Source organism: Caballeronia sp. dw_276 (assembly GCF_018449635.1).
Taxonomy (GTDB): Bacteria; Pseudomonadota; Gammaproteobacteria; order Burkholderiales; family Burkholderiaceae; genus Caballeronia.
This window is the reverse complement of the sequence record NZ_JAAVUV010000003.1, coordinates 222,329-238,518: the sequence shown is the minus strand read 5'-3', so window position 1 is coordinate 238,518 and position 16,190 is coordinate 222,329. Positions and strand designations below refer to the sequence as shown.

The window sequence follows — 16,190 nt, the reverse complement described above, 5'->3', positions numbered from 1 at the left end:
CCAACAAGACTCACTTGCCGACCTGATTGCCGATAATCCCGCCCGCCGCAGCGCCGCCAACGGTCGAAAGCGCGTTTCCACCAAGCGCCGCGCCTGCAACGCCGCCGATACCGGCGCCAACTGCGGTATCGCGTTGACGGGTGCTCATTTGATCGCAGGCAGACAAGCCGCCGAGAAGTGCCACAACGAGAGCAGCAGCGCCAATTTGTTTGATCTTGTCCATTTCAACTCTCCAAATCGATGATTCAAGTAGGTGTGACAGCGTGTTGCGGAAACGGCTCGATCCTGCGTCGTGTCCACCCCGGACAACAAAGACAGTTCCTGCCGATTCTTTCATTTGAGAAGCAGAAACAGTGCCCGATCGGCATATTCCGCAGATCAAAGCAAACGGCCCGTCACATTCAACCTGTGCGGGCCGTTTTTACATCGTGCTGGCGTCAGCTTTTACGTGCGCTGATAAATCTCCGAGCCTTTCTTCACGAACTCGATCGCCTTGGTCTGCATGCCTTGCTTCAACGCCTCGATATCCGATACCCCTTGTTTCGCCGCATATTCACGCACGTCCTGGGTGATTTTCATCGAGCAGAAATGCGGGCCGCACATCGAGCAGAAGTGCGCGACCTTGGCGGAATCCTTGGGCAGGGTTTCGTCGTGGAATTCGCGCGCCTTGTCCGGATCGAGGCCGAGGTTGAACTGGTCGTCCCAGCGGAATTCGAAGCGCGCTTTAGATAGCGCGTTGTCCCGAACCTGCGCGCCCGGGTGGCCCTTGGCCAGATCGGCGGCGTGCGCCGCGAGCTTGTACGTGATGATGCCGGTCTTCACATCGTCCTTGTTCGGGAGGCCCAAGTGTTCCTTCGGCGTGACGTAGCAGAGCATCGCGGTGCCGAACCAGCCGATCATCGCGGCGCCAATGCCCGACGTGATGTGGTCGTAACCCGGCGCAATGTCCGTTGTCAACGGCCCGAGCGTGTAGAACGGCGCTTCGTCGCACCAGTCGAGCTGCAGGTCCATGTTTTCCTTGATGAGCTGCATCGGCACATGGCCCGGACCTTCGATCATCACCTGCACGTCGTGTTTCCATGCAATCTTCGTCAACTCGCCGAGCGTCTTCAGCTCGCCGAGCTGGGCTTCGTCGTTGGCATCGTAGATGGAACCGGGGCGCAGGCCGTCGCCGAGCGAAAAGCTCACGTCGTAGGCCTTCATGATTTCGCAGATGTCTTCGAAGTGCTCGTACAGAAAGCTTTCCTTGTGATGAGCCAGACACCATTTCGCCATGATCGATCCGCCGCGCGAGACGATGCCCGTCATGCGGTTTGCAGTCATCGGCACGTAGCGCAGCAACACGCCCGCATGGATCGTGAAGTAGTCGACGCCTTGTTCCGCCTGTTCGATCAGCGTGTCGCGGAAGATTTCCCACGTCAGGTCCTCGGCCTTGCCGTTGACCTTTTCGAGCGCCTGATAGATCGGCACCGTGCCGATCGGCACCGGGCTATTGCGGATGATCCATTCGCGCGTCTCATGAATGTGCTTGCCGGTCGAAAGATCCATGACCGTGTCGCCGCCCCAGCGGATCGACCACGTCATCTTGTCGACTTCTTCGCCAATCGATGACGTCACCGCCGAATTGCCGATATTCGCGTTGATCTTCACCAGGAAATTGCGCCCGATGATCATCGGCTCGCTTTCCGGATGATTGATGTTGTTCGGGATGATCGCGCGGCCGCGGGCAACTTCCTCGCGCACGAATTCGGCTGTGATTTCCTTCGGCGCGCCATCGCCGAAAGCCTTCGCGCCGAACGCCTGGCCAGGATGCTGGCGGCCCATCATCGCGGCGAGCTTTTCGCCGTTCGGACCGCTCGTCCTCAGCGATTCGAGATATTCGGCGCGGCGCTGGTTCTCGCGGATCGCGACGAACTCCATTTCCGGCGTGATGATGCCTCGGCGCGCGTAGTGCATCTGCGAGACGTTTTTGCCGGCTACGGCGCGGCGCGGCGTGCGGTGCAAACCCTTGAAGCGAAGATCGGCCGTGGCGGGATCGGCGGCGCGTTCGCGGCCGAAATCGCTGGATAGACCGCTGAGCGATTCGGTATCGCCCCGTTCTTCGATCCATGCCTGGCGCAACGCGGGCAGGCCCGAGCGGATATCGATGCTTGCGTCCGGGTCGGAATACGGGCCGGAAGTATCGTAGACGTAGACGGGCGGGTTCTTCTCGCTGCCGAAACTTTCGTTCGTGTCGGATTGCGTGATTTCGCGCATCGGCACGCGGATGTCCGGACGCGAGCCCGTCACGTAGATTTTGCGCGAATTGGGCAGCGGGGCGATGGCGGCGGCGTCGACGACGGCGTCAGCGGACAGGAACTTCGGGTTGGCGTTCATGCGGTTTCTCCTGTGTCGACCGGAGTCAGCGCTTTCGGGCTGACTCCGGTCCCATGCAGATGGTTGCTATGGGGACGGTGTTCCCAGCCGGACGGCGCGCATGCAGGAAAGCAACGCGCACGAATTCAGCTGAGCCAAACGCTAGCAACGGGAGACCGAAGAAAAAGCAGAGAGAGGAGGCGGCGGATTCGGCGAGGATGCGCGAGAAGAAAGAGAAAGACCCCGGCGCGGCAAAATCCGAACGCTTCCCTGCGCTGGCATTATCCAGATCAGGTTCAAAGGGTATTTCTCACCCGCGACACACGGACAATCCAACAAACAGATTGCGATGTGCAGCGCAGGACCCCCGCGTTAGCAGCCGCAACAATACACCGCGCCGTAGCGTGTTGGCAACCATCTGTAACGTTCTTGCGTAAGCGCGCGGCGCTTACTGCATAATGGCGTCCACCGCGTGCTGCCACGGTGTTTTCCCGGATGCGCCCCGATTTTTTTCGTGCTCTCCGGCCAGACCTCGGCTTCGCGGCGGTTCGTGCCGGCTTTCGAGTCGGTTCCGAGCTTCGGCATGGTGATGCCCGACCCTTTTCTGCTGCTTCCGACATGTTGTTCTGCCTTGCCCGTTTTGCCGCGATACTCGAGCGGCATGCGCGCCGTTCATCGGTTCACCGGTTGTTCGCGGTCGACCCAATGCCGGCGGTCCTGAGCGTTTCTTCAGGTTTGGCCGCATGGCCAGCCGGCATCGCCATCTGCGCGGAGTGACGGATGTCTACATCGTTGCCGCCGCCGCAGTCTTCATCGACATCATCTCCTTCGCAATACGTTCCGCCCGCGCCGGATCATTCCGCCGACATCCTGCCGTTCCCGCAGCAGGCCCCCGAAGCGCCGGCGCAGTCCGACGCTTTCGCGTCCGGCGTGACGCAGCCTCAAGCCGGAATCGATGCCATCCCGCGCCGTCCGTTCAACCTGCCCGGCTATTTTCCGTTTCGGCTTCCCGCGACACGGAGCGGCCGCATCGCGCTGGCGCTTGGCGTGGTGTATCTGGTCTGGGGCTCGACCTATATGGCCGTGCACTTGTCGCTGGAATCATTTCCGCCGCTGATGCTTTCCGGCTTGCGCAATTTGTTCGCGGGCATCGGTTTGTTCATCTTCGCCGCGCGCCGCAATCCGGTCTGGCCCACGGCGGCCGAGGTCCGCAACGCGGCGCTGGTGGGCACGTTGCTCGTGGGTTTATCGAGCGGGATGCTTGCGTTCGGCATGCGTACCGTCGAGACCGGCACGGCCGCTGTCATGGTGGCGACCGTGCCGTTGTTCGCCACGGTCATTGCCGCCATTGCCGGGCGCAAGGTGGCGAAAGGGGAATGGGTCGCGGTCGGATTGGGTCTGGTCGGAATCGCGTTGCTGAACCACGGCGACCCGTCGTCGGGCTCGACAGCCGGCAGTCTCGCCATTTTATGCGGCGCGATCTTCTGGGCGGGCGGCTCTCATCTTGCAAGCCGTCTCAAGCTGCCGTCGGACTTGCTGGTGTCCACCGCATTGCAGATTGGCCTCGGCGGGCTGATGGCGACCATCGTGGCGTGGGTGTCGGGCGAGCGGATCGTGAGTATGGGATTCACGCCGTTCCTGTCGTATCTCTACCTGATGCTCGTGGGTTCGATGGCCGCGTACGTTGCGTACGCATACTTGATCCGGCACACGAGCCCGATTATCGCGAGCAGTTGCATGTATGTGAATCCGGTCGTGGCCGTGGTGATCGGCGCGTTGTTTCTGGGCGAGGCGATCACGAAGTGGACCGTGATGGCTACATTGATCATCCTTGCGAGCGTGGGCCTGTCGTTCTGGTTCGACTACAAGCGCCGCGGGCTGGTTTGATCATTCGCGCGCAAGACAAAAAAAGAGCCTCCGAGGAGGCTCTTTTTGCATTCGGGTACGTCTTGCGTTATTCCGCGCCGTGTTTGTCGGCCGAATTCGTGAGCGCGTTACCAGCCTTCGAGATGTCCTGGCCGGCGCCCGCCGTCGTGTTGCAGCCTGCGAGTGCGGCGGTTCCTGCGATCAACAGCAAAGCGATGAGTCGAGTCATGAGCAATTCCCCTTGAGTATGCTGCGATGGATATAGGCGGTCGGCTTATTGTCGATAAGCCTGTAAAGCGTGCCCGAAGTTCGAATCCCGGCCATTCAGCGTAATCAGCTAACACGTCGTGGCTTTGGTAACGACCGATCCTTGAAACGATTTGGCCTGACTTCAATCATTGGCTGCATCGTTTCGATCGACCACACCGGTCTGAAGAATCTTAAAAAATTGGCTGGCTGCGGGCTGTAGGCGCGGATGTTTTTATCGTGTAGGTGCGCTCTGCAAGTTGTGTCGGCGGGGTCCTACATGGGCGTTTGGGTCAGTGCTCACGCCATGAAGTTACGCACACGGGGCATGGTCACGCGGATGTCCGTGCCATGCGGCTCGCGCCGCTGGATCTCGATGCGCCCGCCACGCGCGCTCACTCGCTGGCGCATGCCGAGAAGCCCGTGCGTATGCGTGCGCTGCAAATCCTGCGGGCGGATGCCGACGCCGTCATCGGCGATATGCATGGACACGCGCTCATCGTCGAGAGCCAGTGCAATCGAAACCCGCGATGCCCGCGCGTACTTCGCGGCATTCGTGAGCGACTCCTGCGCGACGCGAAACAGCGCGATCTCCACTTCCTCGCCGAGCTTGATGTCGTCCTCGGGCAGTGCGAGGTCGAGCGTCCAGCCGGTGCGCTGGGCGGTTTCATCGGCGAGGGTGCGCAGCGCCGTGACGAGACCGAAGTTCGCAAGCACGGTAGGCCGCATGTCTTCAATAATCCGCCGCTTCAACGCAATACCCTGATCCAGATTGGCCAGCGCGCGACCGAGTTTTTCGGCCATCGCCGGTTCCATGTTTTTCAGCTTGTTGGTCACCCAGGCCACGTCCATTTTGCTGGCCGTGAGTATCGAGCCGAGCTCGTCATGAAGCTCGCGGGCCAGCTCTGTCTTCTCGTTTTCACTCACGGACTGCAAATGCCAAGCGAGCGCTTCGAGTTGCCGCGTACGCTCGAACACGAGCTGATCGAGCTCCTCTTGCTGCGTGATCAGCTTCTGCTGCACCCGGTCCTGTTTGTCCAGCTGGATGCCCAGGTTGCGGAACAGCAAAAGGAATAACACGATGTTCAACGCGCACAGCGCGCCCACGCAAAACGTGGAAATGCGTTGGTCGGCGCGGCTGGCATCGAGTGCGGACTGCGCGCGATGTTCTTCATTGAGGCGTAGCAGGGCGAGGGCTGTATCGAGCGTGTCCGAGTCGGGCGCGGCCTGCGTGCTTAGTCCGGCGTCGATGCGCGTATTAAGGATCGCACTGAGCTGGCGGAAGCTGGCGAGCGCTGTGTCGTCCGCTTTGCGGCGGTAGTAAGCGTCCAGCAAAGCCACTGAATTTCGTATGCGGCTCGCCGTAGCCTTGTAATCCGCGATGGTCGCCGCGTCCGGAACCGGATGCGATGCGCGCTCGTCGGCGTTCAGGGACGCAATGTCACCGTTAAGCGCCGTCAACAATGTGGTCGCGCCTTTGGCCTCGAGCGCGGTCTCGTACTCTGCGGCAATGCGCATGCGGCCGGATTCGAGGATCACGAGACCACCAACCGTAATCACGATGGCGACGGTCATCGCAACGGCCCAACTCCAGCGGCGCATCCAGCCATTGATTCGCGCGTTGAGCCGGGCTGCGCGCTGCGCGACGCCGGGCGCCGTGGCCGCTTTGCTGCCGTCGTGTGAAGAGGAAGTCATCAATCTCGCCGGTTTTTTCACGCAGCCAGTGTAACTTTTCAAGTCGATCGAAGCCTGTGAATCAGCGCAAAAGAGCAACGATCCAAGACATTTGAAAGCGAATGTCGGCGCTGTCCTACAACAAAAACGGCCAGCGTCCAGATGGACGGCGGCCGACTCGCCGCTACCATCCGACTATCAAGTCCAACTCTATGGGGAAACGATCATGTTGAAGTGGGCATTGTTTTTCGCGATCATCGCCGTCGTTGCCGGCTTGCTCGGCTTCACTGGCGTCGCAGCGGGTGCGGCCGGCATTGCAAAGTTCCTGTTCATGCTGTTCCTGATCGTTTGCGTGGTGTTCCTCGTACTCGGCTTCGTGGTGACGAAGAAAATTGTCGATTAGGTTCCGACGCATTCTCTTCTCGCCCGATCATTCCTCGATACGGATAGCGGTGCGTGAAGCTGGTCTCAATGCAGATTGGCTTTGCGCAACCAGTCTCTTGAAAATCCAAAACAGACGGGGAGGTCGTCCATGCTTCATTACGCCGTCATCTTTTTCATCATCGCGATCATTGCGGCGGTGTTCGGTTTCACGGGAATTGCCGCGGGCGCTGCCGAGATCGCGAAGATACTTTTCTATATTTTCCTCGTGGTGTTCGTCGTGACGTTGTTGCTCGGCGTGTTTCGAACGTGACGACCAGGCACGCGGTATGCGGACGATGAAAAAAGCGACCGCAGACGCCGGGCCTGGCAAATGCAGATGCCCGGCAGTCGTGCGGATTCCGTCCAATCGCTGATTACAGAACCCCAAATTTGGAGCACATCAATGTCGAAATCGTCTGCTGTAAAAGCTGCCCCGGTCCAACCCAATGCAGCGGGTCAAAAGTCGGATCCGTTCGTGCTGGACGTTGAAAAGATTCGCGCCGACGCCCGTCAACATATGGACGATGGACCCGTGACATCGACCTATGGCGCCGACAAAGAGGTCGTGCTGAAGCTGCTGAACGATGCGCTTGCGACAGAGATCGTGTGCGTGTTGCGCTACAAGCGCCACTATTTCATGGCGAAGGGCATCCATTCGGAAGCCGTTGCTACCGAGTTTGCCGAGCACGCGACCGAAGAGCAGGAACATGCCGACACCCTTGCTGAACGTATCGTCCAGTTAGGCGGCGAGCCGAACTTCGCGCCGGACAGCCTCGCCTCGCGTTCGCATTCGGAATACAAGGAAGGCGGCAATCTCATCGACATGATCCGCGAGAACCTGATCGCCGAACGCATCGCCATTGATACGTATCGGGAAATCATTCGCTACCTCGGCGAAAAGGATGTCACCACGCGCCGGCTGTTCGAAGAGATTCTGGCGGTCGAAGAAGAACACGCCGACGACATGGCCGACTTGCTCGATGGCCTCGATGGTTGAACTGCATTGAAGTAACGGATGACTGAAAGCGAAGGACGACGCGCGACGGAATGATTTCCGCCGCGCGTCGTCAGTACAATGGGTCAATATAAAACGGCCGCGGGCGGCGCAGATGATTCGAGTGTTGATAGCGGACGATCACGCCATCGTGCGAAGCGGGTTCCGGCAATTCGTCGCCGATGAACCCGACATGGAAGTGGCAGGTGAAGCGTCCACCGGGGACGAGACTATCGCACTCGTGCGCGAAAGCGCGTTCGACGTGGTCTTGCTCGACATCGCCATGCCGGACAAGAATGGCATCGACACCTTACGCGTGATCAAGCAGATTCGCCCGGAGCAGGGCGTGCTGATGCTCTCGGGCTATCCCGAAAGCCAGTACGCGATCAACCTGCTGCGCGCTGGCGCCAATGGTTATCTGAACAAGGACGCAGCGCCTGACGAGATCGTGCGCGCCATCCGCACGGTGGCGCGCGGTCACCGGTACTTGTCGGAATTCATCGCGGACGCTCTGGCCGACAAGCTTGAAAAGCCCGCTGCCGAGCGGCCGCACGAGACGTTGTCGGAGCGGGAATTCCAGATATTCTGCAAGCTGGCCGGCGGACAATTGCCGACAGAGATAGCGGACGAACTGCATCTGTCGGTGAAGACGATCAGCACGTATCGCGCGCGCGTTCTCGAAAAAATGCGCCTTGCGAACAACGCCGATCTCACGTATTACGCCATCAAGAACGGGTTGATCGAGTAGGAGGATGCCCGCCGTGGGCCAACAAACGATCGCTGATGAAACCGGCCTCGCGCACAAGCGGCCGCTGAGCGTATTGCTGATCGAAGACTCGCCGCTGATCCGGCGCAGCCTCGTGGAAGCTATCGATGCGTCCGGCGAACTGAAGGTGAGCGCCTGGGCCGACACGCCCGAGGGCGCGATTGCGCTGCTGGCATCGGCCGCCTTCGATGCGGTGATCGTTGATTTGCAGTTGAAAAGCGGCTCGGGCATCGAAGTGCTGGCTTACCTGCAGCGCACAGGTATTGCCGAATCAAGCTTTGCCGCCGTGCTGACGAATCACGCGTTGCCCGCCTACCGCGAGCGCTGCCTGCAATACGGCGTGCGCCATTTCTTCGATAAATCCCTGGAATTCGATCGCGTCCTCGACGCGCTGCATCGTTATGCGCGCGCCCGGACCTGAGCGCGTATTAGTGCGTCCAAGCAGTGCGTCCAAGCGGCGTTATTCGGTATCGGCCTGATCGGGCTGCAAAGGATATTTCGCGGCGAGCGTGGCGGGCGTCAGCCACTGGAATGTGCGCATCTGGTCGCCGGAGAACGTACACTCCACCGCGGCTGATACGGGGAATTTGGTGGTCTTGATCGGCGTCACGCCGGCGGGCGCACCCTTAACGGTGTATGTCCCTTCAACCACCACGCGCGTTGCGCGATAGGACACGCGCGGGATTTCATAATCCAGCTTCGGGCTGGTGGCGGGGTAGGTCTCGACCATCTTCGCCTTGCATTGCTGGGCGTTCTGGTACGCCGTCGTGCAGCCGGCGGTACAAGCGAGAACGGCGGCAGCGGCGACCGTATAAAGGCTTCGATGTTTCATGTGGGCTCGCGCTAATAGAGACGCTAGATGAGACGCGCAGTCTACTTCAGTCGACGGGCGATGGCAGATCTGACCGGAAACGATAACCGGCCCGCGCGGCAGTGGCGACCGCCCGTCTTCGAAAGCCGTATCGGGTGCTGGTAGCGGGGACCGGACTTGAACCGGCAAGCCGTTAGGCGGCGGATTTTAAGTCCGCTATGTTTACCAATTTCATCACCCCGCCAGGCGGACGGCATTCTACCATCGGACGGGCGGGGGGCCAATTCCGAGCACCGGGCGGGTTTCAAACCCGGCCCGTTTCGCGCATCGATAAAAGCGTTCTTCATGCAGGTTGCGCGTTGCAGCAAAACACAGCGCTGACATACCGGCTTGCATCGCCCCCGGAAAGAAATAGAAATATATTCGTGATTGCTTGCATCCGTTTCATCACAAGCTCGCGTATCTAGCTACGTGAAGATCAGCCGTCCTGATGGCATCAGGATTTCATCGCTCCGGTCTGTCTTCATTCCCTCAACCTCATGTCTTGTGCATCACGGCTCCTTGTTACAGGGCGTGGCCGCTGCTTTCGCTCGGCTGTGCATGTCGCGTGACGCCGTACGGTTAATTACTCATAGCAGGTAAGGAGATAGTCATGGCAGAAGAAATTGCGATCCTCGATATCCTCGAACGCCGCGCCAATAAATTGGCGAAACGCAGGCAATTTTTCAGGAGCGCAGGCGGGCTGGGATTGGGGCTCGTCGGCGGCACGATACTCGGCGCATGCGGCGGTAGCTCAGGCGATAACGCCAACGCTCAGACAGGTCCGAGCGATGCGGATATTCTCAACTTCGCACTCAACCTCGAATACCTCGAAGCAAGCTTTTATGCCTACGCAGTGACCGGCGCAGGACTGCCGGCCAACCTGATGAGCGGCGCGGGTACGCCCGGCACGGTCATCCCAGGGCAAAAGGTCGATTTCACCGGCGACCCGCTGGTAGGTGCGTACGCCGCTGAAATCGCCCGCGATGAACTCGAGCACGTCACCTTCCTGCGTACGGCGCTCGGCGGTGCAGCGGTGGCGATGCCGGCGCTCGATGTCGGCGGCACGAGCGCAACCGGCGCATTTTCGGTGGCGGCGCAAGCGGCCGGCGTGATCAGCGCGGGCCAAGTGTTCAATCCGTATTCGAGCCCGACCAACTTCCTGATCGGCGCGTTCATCTTCGAAGACGTGGGTGTGACGGCTTACAAGGGCGCATCGCCGCTGATCACGAACAAGACGTATCTGGAGGCGGCAGCCGGCATTCTCGCGGCCGAGGCGTATCACGCGGGCCTGATTCGCACCGTGCTGTTCTCGCGCGGCATGACGACGCCTTCCATCTATACGACCGTGCAGCAGATCTCCGATGCCCGCGATTCGCTCGATAGCTCGACGGACGTTGACCAGGGCATTACGGGCGCCGCTGCGGGAAGCTCGAACATCGTACCGCTCGATGCAAACGGTCTTGCGTTCAGCCGCAGTTATGACGATGTCCTGAACATCGTGTACCTGAACAAGGCTGCAGTGACGCAGGGCGGGTTCTTCCCGGCTGGCGTGAACGGCGCGCTGCATATGAGCAGCGCGTTCGCCTGAGCGTTCAAGTCTTGGGGTTTTGGGTGAAGCGAACGGCGCCGGTTCTCGCATGTGGGGTCATGCGAAACCCGGCGCTGTTTCAGCAAGTACGGAACGGCAACAGAATTCAGGAGACGATCATGAAAAACGTTTCTATCGGCGCATGGCGCGAGCGTACGCGGCTCGGGATCGGAATATCGATCATCGCGGCCGGCGCCGGCCTGCAGTTGCTTCAATGGCTTCATACCTCGATGCCCGGATAAAATCCGCGCGCCTTCGGGCGCTTTCTCTCGTTCACGCTAAATCGACAACGCCGCGCCGCTCCCGCATAATTTGCAGCACGCGCGCGAGACGCCACGCAGCATGCCGCGCGGTCAGGTCGGTTCAAGTCACATAACGGGAGAGGGCGCAGATGGGTACGAACCGGATCGAAGCATTCAGCGACGGCGTCATCGCCATCATCATCACGATCATGGTGCTGGAACTCAAAGTGCCGCATGGCGCCGACCTTGCCGCATTGGCCACGTTGATTCCGGTGTTCTGCGCTTATGTGCTGAGCTTCGTGTATGTCGGGATCTACTGGAACAATCACCACCACTTGATGCATGCGGCCAAGCGCGTCAACGGCAGCGTCCTCTGGGCGAACCTGCATGTCTTGTTCTGGTTGTCGTTGTTTCCGTTCACGACCAACTGGATGGGCGAGAACCACCTCGCTTCCTGGCCGACGGCGCTTTACGGTTTCGATCTCTTCATGACGGCGTTCGCGTGGTACATCCTGACGCGCGCGTTGATCGGCTTGCATGGCGCCAATTCCATGCTCGAACGTGCGATCGGTTCGGACGTCAAAGGCAAGCTTTCCGTGGTTCTCTATCTTGTCGCGATCGCCGCGTCGTTCTGGGAACCCTGGGTTGCGGCCGCCTTGTACGCGGTCGTGGCTGTCGTCTGGCTTGTACCCGATCGCCGTGTCGAGAAAGTCTTGATGACCGAGGAGCCGTAAGAGCGGCTCTGACCGGCGCGATCGGTGCTACGCTTCGTGCATGAAGTCCTGCGAGCGAAGCCCATGTCATCCGCAAGTACGTCCCCTACGATACGCATCGGCGTTATCTCCGATACCCACAATCTCGTGCGCCCCGAAGCGCTCCATGCGTTGCGAGGCTGCGAGCAGATCATTCACGCCGGCGACATCTGCAATCCCGCGGTGCTGGACGCGCTCAACGAGCTTGCGCCTGTCACCGCGGTGCGCGGCAACAATGATTCAGGCGCGCGTATCGATGACCTCCCCGAAGCGGTGACGTTGCGCCTGGGGGAGACGTCTATTCACGTCGTGCACGATATCGCTGATGTCCCCCGGCGGCTCGACGGAATCGACGTTGTCATCACAGGCCATTCTCACAAGCCGCTGGTCGAGCGTCGCGGCGCAACGCTCTTCGTCAATCCGGGAAGCGCCGGACCACGCCGCTTCAAATTGCCGATAACACTCGGGATCATGACAATCGAAAGCGGCGAGGTGCAGGTCGAGATCGTGACGCTGGTGGAGTGAGGCCGGCAAGATAAAAAAAGAGGCCGTTCCCAACCAGGAACGGCCTCTTTGCTTTTGCTGATGCTTGAGTTGCCTGATCCAGATCAGGCGTGCGCGGTCACGTCCGGTAAACGCTCGTCCATCTCGGCGGCCTGGCGCGCGCCGCGCAACACGGCGTGCGCTTCCGAGCGCGAACCGACCGACGGCGGCGAGCCCTTCAACGGCTTCCTTGCGGTCTCATGCAGCGCAATCACCGAAACAATGCCGATCAGCGATGCACCCATCAGATAGTAAGCGGGCATCATCAGATTCCCGGTCGATGAAACCAGCCATGCAGTCACCAGCGGCGTCGTACCACCAAAGAGCGAAACCGAAACATTGAACCCGATCGCGAGCGCGCCGTAGCGGATCTTCGTCGGGAACAACGCGGGCAACGCGGAAGGCATCGCGCCGGTGAAGCACGACAGCAATACGCCGAGGATCAGCATGCCGCTGAAAATCGTCGTCACGTCGCCCATGCGGATCAACGTGAGCGCGGGCATCGAAAGCAGCAGCAATCCGACGCAGCCAATCAGCAACACCGGCTTGCGCCCGATCTTGTCCGAGATGTGGCCGGCGAAAAGCGTCATCGGCATCATCAGCACCATCACGATCAGCACGATGAACAGCCCGTGCGTTTCGTTGAACTTGAGCGTGGCCGAAAGATAGCTCGGCAGGTATGACAGCGCCATGTAGTCGGTGACGTTGAAGATCAGCACGAGCCCGACGCATTGCAGCATCGGCTTCCAGTTCTTCACCAACATGTCGCGGAACTGGTCTTTCGGCGTGCTGTGCGCTTCAGTTTCGCGCTTGTCGGCTTCGCGCTGGAATGCCGGCGTTTCTTCGAGCTTCAGGCGGATGTACAAGCCAATCAAACCAAGCGGTCCCGCGATCAGGAACGGAATGCGCCAGCCCCACGAAAGCAGCGATTGTTCGGTCATGGTCGCGGTCAGGACCGCGACGCAGCCTGCGCCGAGCACATAACCCACGAGCGTGCCGAATTCCAGAAAACTGCCGAGGAATCCGCGCCGCTTGTCCGGTGCAAATTCAGCGATGAAGGTTGCCGCGCCGCCGTATTCACCGCCCGTCGAAAAGCCTTGAAGCAAACGCGCGACGAGCAACAAAATCGGCGCAAAAATGCCGATGGTGCCGTAATCCGGAATCAAGCCGATACAGAACGTGCCGACGGCCATCATGATCATCGTCATTGCAAGCACGCGCTTGCGGCCAATGCGGTCTCCCAACGGGCCGAACACCATGCCGCCGAGCGGACGCACGAGAAACGCCGCCGCGAACGTGCCGAAAGTGGCGATCAGTTGCGCGCCCGGATTGCTCGAAGGGAAAAACACTTTCCCGAGCGTGACCGCAATGTAGCTGTACACGCCGAAATCGAACCATTCGATCGCGTTGCCGATCGCCATGGCGCCGACGGCGCGCTTGAGCAGGGCTTTATCGACGATGGTGATATCGGCAAGCGACAGGTCTTTTTCGGGTTGAGGTTGCCGCCAGAGGCCGTCGTTCGGTGTTGCCATGAAGAGAAGCTCCAGGTGTGTAGCCGATCCGCTGGGAGCGGACGGGCGTGTGCGCCGGGCGCACGTTGCCGGAAAGTGCCGTTTCGCGACGAGGCGAGGCGTCAGCCATGAAAGACCTGAGGGCTGGCCGCGCGCCGGACGCGTCGGCAATGCTCGGAGCAAAGCCCATGCCTCGCAACGATGGTCGCGAAATGGCACTTCGTAGGTACTGCTTGAATGAATGGCTGGACGCAACGAAACCCGTTCAGACGCAGCGCTGGATGCGCGGCGGTACGGCTGTGTTTGCTGTGTCACGGATTGAGAAGGCTTGGGAACAACATCCACGGACAGATCAGGACCCGTGGAAGCCTCGACAATCACTCGCCGGTATCTCTTAAATGACGCTTGGGGCTTAGGTCTCGGTTACTAGAGACGCTTAGCTTTGGGTTCAGTCTTGAGAAATTGACTTTAGATTGCAGTTTGAAAGAAGGAGATGGTAGCACGATGCAAGAAGATCCGCAAACGGCCCGTCCGTGCGGGATCTCGAAGGCGGTCGTTGAACGTGTCGCGCCAATGAAAAAGCCGGCCTCGAAAGACCGGCTCGTCCAAACCGAACGGCGTTTTCGGCTCAGCTTTGTGCAGGGGGTACGTAGCCTTGGGCGGTGTCCGCGCCTTCCCCAAAGAAGTACTTTTCCGTTTGCTTAAGCAGGTACTGACGTGCGCGCGGATCGGCCATGTTCAGGCGGTTTTCGTTGATCAGCATGGTTTGCTGCTTGAGCCATCCTTGCCACGCTTCCTTCGATACCGTTTCGTAGATCCGCTTGCCGAGTTCTCCCGGCAGCGGCGGGAAGTCGAGTCCTTCGGCTTCCTTGCCGAGCTTCGCGCATTGAATCATTCGGGCCATCTGTCATTCTCCTGTAGCGGGTTATCTGGACGCTTCGTTCGGGCGGCGCATCATATGCGCGGCAGTCGGTGCAAAGCGTCGCTGAATAGAGTCCTTAAAGCTGTTTCATCAGCACGAGCGATTTGCGCTGCCAGTTATAAAGGCGGCGCCGGTCTTCAGGCAGGTCATCCACGGTCACCTTCACGAAACCGCGCTTGAGAAACCAGTGCTCTGTACGCGTGGTCAGCACGAAAATATGCGTGAGGCCGCGGGCACGCGCGCGTTGTTCGACGCGCTTGAGCAAGCGTTCGCCGTCACCGGCACCTTGTGCTTCGGGCGAAACGGTGAGGCACGCCATTTCGCCGATGCGTTCCTGCGTGTACGGATAAAGCGCCACGCAGCCGAACAGCACGCCATCGTGCTCGATCACCGAAAAATGATCGATGTCGCGTTCAATCTGATGCCGGCCGCGCCGCACCAGCGTGCCGTCCATTTCCAGCGGTTCGATCAGCGTCAAAATTCCGCCGACGTCGTCGGGCGTGGCTTCCCGCAGGCTTTCCAGGTTCTCGTACGAAATCATCGTGCCGACGCCGTCGTGCAGGAACAATTCCAGCAAAATGCTGCCGTCGAGCGCGTAGGGGATGATGTGCGCCCGCGCCACGCCGCCTCGGCACGCGCGAATGGTGTGCTTCAGGTAGAACGCAGCGTCGCCTTGCAACTCGCCGCTTTCGTGCAGACGATACGCGTCGTCGAGCGACATTTCGCGCACGAGTTCGCCGTTTTCATCGACGAGACCCGGAGTTTCGGTCAGAAAAATGATCTTGTCCGCGCGCAAAGCGATGGCGGCCGCCGAAGCGACATCTTCCATCGACAAATTGAACGCCTCGCCGGTGGGCGAAAACCCGAGCGGCGAGAGCAGCACGAGCTTGCTGCTGGTGAGCGAATGGCGGATGGAATCGCCGTCGATCTTGCGGACCACGCCCGTGTGCTGGAAATCGACGCCATCCAGAATGCCGACCGGCCGCGCCGTCACGAAATTGCCCGATACCACGCTGATGTGCGCGTGCGCCATCGGCGTATTGGGCAAGCCCTGGCTGATCGCCGCTTCGATGTCGAGACGCACTTCGCCCGCGGCTTCTTTCGCGGATTCGAGCGCGCGGGCGTCGGTGATGCGCAAACCGTGCGAAAACTCCGACTCCACGCCATGCAGGTTCAGTTGCTCTTCAACCTGGGGTCGCGAGCCGTGCACGAGCACCACGTGGATACCCATGGCGTGCAACAGCCCGACGTCCTGGACCAGTGCGTTCAGCCTGCCTTCCTGCACCAGCTCGCCGCCGAACGCAACCACGAAGGTCTTGTTTCGGAACGCGTGGATATAGGGGGCGACGGAGCGCATCCAGTCGACAAACTGGGCGTGTTGGTCAGGCGCTTCTGGCTCGGTGGAAACCGGCGGCTGCGCGGCGGGGAGGTCGGTCTGAGTATTCATGCCGGGAT

The 16,190-nt window shown here is 60.2% G+C and carries 18 protein-coding genes, 1 tRNA gene and 1 riboswitch; of the genes, 10 read left to right on the top strand and 9 right to left on the bottom strand.

From position 1 onward, the window contains the following. Positions 1 to 10: 10 nt before the first annotated feature. Both HB633_RS06970 and thiC read right to left on the bottom strand, forming a co-directional pair. Complete coding sequence (locus HB633_RS06970) at positions 11 to 223, bottom strand: glycine zipper 2TM domain-containing protein (protein ID WP_213777392.1); 213 nt, start codon at positions 221 to 223, stop codon at positions 11 to 13. Between the two features lie 221 nt (positions 224 to 444). Beyond that, positions 445 to 2,376, bottom strand: a complete 1,932-nt coding sequence (thiC, locus tag HB633_RS06965) for a phosphomethylpyrimidine synthase ThiC (RefSeq protein ID WP_213777391.1) — start codon at positions 2,374 to 2,376, stop codon at positions 445 to 447. A gap of 228 nt (positions 2,377 to 2,604) precedes the next feature. Continuing rightward, positions 2,605 to 2,734, bottom strand: a riboswitch (TPP riboswitch). Between the two features lie 401 nt (positions 2,735 to 3,135). Here thiC and HB633_RS06960 point away from each other — a divergent pair. Then, positions 3,136 to 4,242, top strand: a complete 1,107-nt coding sequence (locus HB633_RS06960) for an EamA family transporter (protein ID WP_213777390.1) — start codon at positions 3,136 to 3,138, stop codon at positions 4,240 to 4,242. 67 nt (positions 4,243 to 4,309) lie between these two features. On the opposite strand, the gene HB633_RS06955 is transcribed toward HB633_RS06960, so the two are convergent. Beyond that, complete coding sequence (locus HB633_RS06955; RefSeq protein WP_056352444.1) at positions 4,310 to 4,450, bottom strand: entericidin A/B family lipoprotein; 141 nt, start codon at positions 4,448 to 4,450, stop codon at positions 4,310 to 4,312. Positions 4,451 to 4,767: 317 nt separating this feature from the next. Then, positions 4,768 to 6,162 carry a sensor histidine kinase gene (locus tag HB633_RS06950; protein WP_213777389.1) on the bottom strand — a complete coding sequence of 465 codons (1,395 nt, stop codon included), beginning with the start codon at positions 6,160 to 6,162 and terminating at the stop codon, positions 4,768 to 4,770. A 205-nt stretch (positions 6,163 to 6,367) separates the two neighbouring features. Here HB633_RS06950 and HB633_RS06945 point away from each other — a divergent pair, with 205 nt between their 5' ends. The 5 genes from HB633_RS06945 (at position 6,368) to HB633_RS06925 (ending at position 8,745) form a co-directional block, all read left to right on the top strand. Then, positions 6,368 to 6,544, top strand: coding sequence for a DUF1328 family protein (locus tag HB633_RS06945; protein ID WP_213777388.1), 177 nt, complete (start codon positions 6,368 to 6,370; stop codon positions 6,542 to 6,544). A 129-nt stretch (positions 6,545 to 6,673) separates the two neighbouring features. Next, entirely contained in the window at positions 6,674 to 6,835 is a 162-nt protein-coding gene (locus tag HB633_RS06940; protein WP_075643217.1) for a DUF1328 family protein, read from the top strand. Positions 6,836 to 6,967: 132 nt separating this feature from the next. Then, entirely contained in the window at positions 6,968 to 7,561 is a 594-nt protein-coding gene (locus tag HB633_RS06935) for a ferritin-like domain-containing protein (protein WP_213777387.1), read from the top strand. Between the two features lie 112 nt (positions 7,562 to 7,673). Then, positions 7,674 to 8,306 carry a response regulator transcription factor gene (locus HB633_RS06930; RefSeq protein ID WP_060817169.1) on the top strand — a complete coding sequence of 211 codons (633 nt, stop codon included), beginning with the start codon at positions 7,674 to 7,676 and terminating at the stop codon, positions 8,304 to 8,306. A gap of 13 nt (positions 8,307 to 8,319) precedes the next feature. Beyond that, a complete protein-coding gene (locus HB633_RS06925) occupies positions 8,320 to 8,745 on the top strand; it encodes a response regulator transcription factor (protein WP_346730279.1) in 426 nt (141 codons plus the stop codon). A 39-nt stretch (positions 8,746 to 8,784) separates the two neighbouring features. On the opposite strand, the gene HB633_RS06920 is transcribed toward HB633_RS06925, so the two are convergent. Then, positions 8,785 to 9,156 (bottom strand): hypothetical protein, encoded by a 372-nt coding sequence (locus HB633_RS06920; RefSeq protein WP_213777385.1) that lies wholly within the window; start codon positions 9,154 to 9,156, stop codon positions 8,785 to 8,787. A 138-nt stretch (positions 9,157 to 9,294) separates the two neighbouring features. Further along, positions 9,295 to 9,379: transfer RNA gene (locus tag HB633_RS06915), tRNA-Leu, on the bottom strand. 408 nt (positions 9,380 to 9,787) lie between these two features. Between HB633_RS06915 and HB633_RS06910 the strand changes: the two genes are divergently transcribed. The 4 genes from HB633_RS06910 to HB633_RS06900 all read left to right on the top strand — a co-directional run bounded on the left by HB633_RS06910 (position 9,788) and on the right by HB633_RS06900 (position 12,284). After that, a complete protein-coding gene (locus HB633_RS06910; protein ID WP_213777384.1) occupies positions 9,788 to 10,765 on the top strand; it encodes a ferritin-like domain-containing protein in 978 nt (325 codons plus the stop codon). 119 nt (positions 10,766 to 10,884) lie between these two features. Further along, on the top strand, positions 10,885 to 11,007 hold the full coding sequence (locus tag HB633_RS30790) for a hypothetical protein (RefSeq protein ID WP_255580791.1): 123 nt from the start codon (positions 10,885 to 10,887) through the stop codon (positions 11,005 to 11,007). Between the two features lie 149 nt (positions 11,008 to 11,156). After that, a complete protein-coding gene (locus tag HB633_RS06905) occupies positions 11,157 to 11,741 on the top strand; it encodes a TMEM175 family protein (protein WP_213777383.1) in 585 nt (194 codons plus the stop codon). Positions 11,742 to 11,804: 63 nt separating this feature from the next. Beyond that, a complete protein-coding gene (locus HB633_RS06900; protein WP_213777382.1) occupies positions 11,805 to 12,284 on the top strand; it encodes a metallophosphoesterase family protein in 480 nt (159 codons plus the stop codon). An 83-nt stretch (positions 12,285 to 12,367) separates the two neighbouring features. Here the strand turns inward: HB633_RS06900 and proP are convergent, their stop codons facing one another. The 3 genes from proP to argA all read right to left on the bottom strand — a co-directional run bounded on the left by proP (position 12,368) and on the right by argA (position 16,182). After that, positions 12,368 to 13,834: a glycine betaine/L-proline transporter ProP gene (gene proP, locus HB633_RS06895; RefSeq protein WP_213777381.1), complete on the bottom strand. Its 1,467-nt coding sequence runs from the start codon at positions 13,832 to 13,834 to the stop codon at positions 12,368 to 12,370. Between the two features lie 607 nt (positions 13,835 to 14,441). Beyond that, entirely contained in the window at positions 14,442 to 14,717 is a 276-nt protein-coding gene (locus HB633_RS06890) for an oxidative damage protection protein (protein WP_213777380.1), read from the bottom strand. Between the two features lie 94 nt (positions 14,718 to 14,811). Further along, the gene (gene argA, locus HB633_RS06885) at positions 14,812 to 16,182 is read right to left on the bottom strand and encodes an amino-acid N-acetyltransferase (protein WP_213777379.1); all 1,371 of its coding nucleotides are present in this window, start codon (positions 16,180 to 16,182) and stop codon (positions 14,812 to 14,814) included. Positions 16,183 to 16,190 lie beyond the last annotated feature (8 nt).